The following is a 506-nucleotide window of genomic DNA, read 5'->3' as shown; positions in this document are numbered from 1 at the left end:
CTTGCCGCCCGTGCCGAGCGACAGGAACTGCACGGGGAACGCGGCGGGCTCCCAGGAGTCACCCAGCTCCTCCGCGCGCTTGGCGATCTTGTCGTTGCTCTCGCCCTGCGCGGCCAGCCCCGACAGGTCGCCCTTCACATCCGCCAGCACCACCGGCACTCCCGCGGCCGACAGCTGCTCGGCGATCAACTGCAAGGTCTTCGTCTTACCGGTGCCCGTGGCGCCCGCGACCAGCCCGTGCCGGTTCAGCGTCGCCAACGGGAGGCGGACCGCCGCCCCGGCGTCGGCCTTGCCGTCGATCACGACGGCGCCGAGCTCCACCGCCGCCCCTTCGCTCACGTAACCCTGCGCGATCTCCTGGGCTGGACCCTGTTCGGCCACTGTCGCTCCCTGGTCTGTGATATGGCTCACCTGAGGATGCACACGCTGCCAGCAACGCGCCGAACCCGCACGTCGCGCGTCGTGAATCCCCGGGTCGGGTTAGGGTTTCGGGGTGAACGACCGCC

Annotated in this window: 1 protein-coding gene; it reads right to left on the bottom strand. The window is 70.6% G+C overall.

The annotated features are described in order from the left end of the window. On the bottom strand, nucleotides 1-381 hold a 381-nt coding region (locus CFP71_RS42925; protein ID WP_143267341.1), incomplete at its 3' end, for a helicase HerA-like domain-containing protein. Nucleotides 382-506 lie beyond the last annotated feature (125 nt).

This window comes from Amycolatopsis thailandensis, assembly GCF_002234405.1.
In the GTDB taxonomy this organism is placed as follows: domain Bacteria; phylum Actinomycetota; class Actinomycetes; order Mycobacteriales; family Pseudonocardiaceae; genus Amycolatopsis; species Amycolatopsis thailandensis.
Note: the sequence above shows the minus strand (reverse complement) of the source record. Positions and strands in the feature narration are given on the sequence as shown.